The sequence below is a fragment of the Rheinheimera sp. UJ51 genome, from assembly GCF_020819615.1.
In the GTDB taxonomy this organism is placed as follows: domain Bacteria; phylum Pseudomonadota; class Gammaproteobacteria; order Enterobacterales; family Alteromonadaceae; genus Alishewanella; species Alishewanella maricola.
Window position 1 is genome coordinate 1 of sequence record NZ_JAJHOG010000032.1, and the last position, 1375, is coordinate 1375.

The window sequence follows — 1375 nt, forward strand, 5'->3', positions numbered from 1 at the left end:
GTCAGGAGTATTTAGCCTTGGAGGATGGTCCCCCCATGTTCAAACAGGATACCACGTGTCCCGTCCTACTCGTTTTCACTATAAAAGCATTGTCGTGTACGGGGCTATCACCCTGTATCGCTGGCCTTTCCAGACCATTCCACTAACACCAATATAGCTTAAGGGCTACTCCGCGTTCGCTCGCCGCTACTAACGGAATCTCGGTTGATTTCTTTTCCTCGGGGTACTTAGATGTTTCAGTTCTCCCGGTTTGCCTCGCTACACTATGTATTCATGTAGCGATAGTGAGTAAACTCACTGGGTTTCCCCATTCGGATATCTACGGATATAACGCCTCTTACCGGCTCCCCGTAGCTTTTCGCAGGTTAGTACGTCCTTCATCGCCTCTGACTGCCAAGGCATCCACCGTGTACGCTTAGTCACTTAACCATACAACCCCAAAATGTCTTGAAGTGTACAGTGTGAATAAGGTATACAATTAAATGTAACCTTAGTTTTTACTTTTTACATCAGCTTGCCAAATTGTTAAAGAGCAGTTTGAGATTAAACTCAAATATAAACACTTATAACATAAGCACTTATATTTGAATTCCTAGAGCAAGTATTAACCGTGTTACCAGCGGCTTTTAGGCTAGGCGCGGTGAACCGAAGCATACTTAGGTATGTGAGGTTCGCTGCAACAACGCATAAAAGGTGTTGGTGGAGTTAAGCGGGATCGAACCGCTGACCTCCTGCGTGCAAGGCAGGCGCTCTCCCAGCTGAGCTATAACCCCTCTTCTTGCTTCTGCTTTTTCCTTTATGCTGCGTGTTGTTTCCTCACTCATTCGGTCATGTACCTGATGTACACTCCCTCACTCGCTCGTCGCATCACTTGCCTAAAGCAAAAATCATCGCAATAAGTCTTTCTATGGTCTTTGCTCAACATTCGTTGTCAGGCTAGGCGCAGTGAACCGAAGCATACTAAAAGTATGTGAGGTTTGCTGCAACAACGCCTGGCGGCGAATTGGTTGGTCTGAGTAGACTCGAACTACCGACCTCACCCTTATCAGGGGTGCGCTCTAACCACCTGAGCTACAGACCAATTTTAACTTGTCTGACTGTGCTGATACTGCGTTGCACTCTTCACTCATTTCGTCACGTACTACCAGTACGCTCCTCACTCGTTCATCGCGCGCCTTGTCTCAGCTGCGTCATCCTGCGTTAAACGTACAGGTAACGTTAAAACCGTTTGCTCTATCTCATGCAATCAATTATCTGTGTGAACACTTATAAATCCGTTCTTTAGGTAAGGAGGTGATCCAACCGCAGGTTCCCCTACGGTTACCTTGTTACGACTTCACCCCAGTCATGAATCACAAAGTGGTAAACGCCCTCC

At 46.8% G+C, this 1375-nt stretch carries 2 tRNA genes and 2 rRNA genes; all 4 read right to left on the minus strand.

Going from position 1 to position 1375, the window contains the following annotated elements:
- Nucleotides 1-429: ribosomal RNA gene (locus LMJ53_RS16955) — 23S ribosomal RNA — on the minus strand; the annotation flags it as partial.
- A gap of 268 nt (nt 430-697) precedes the next feature.
- Nucleotides 698-773 (minus strand) — tRNA-Ala (locus LMJ53_RS16960).
- Nucleotides 774-1004: 231 nt separating this feature from the next.
- Nucleotides 1005-1081 (minus strand) — tRNA-Ile (locus tag LMJ53_RS16965).
- Between the two features lie 205 nt (nt 1082-1286).
- Nucleotides 1287-1375, minus strand: a 16S ribosomal RNA gene (locus tag LMJ53_RS16970); the annotation flags it as partial.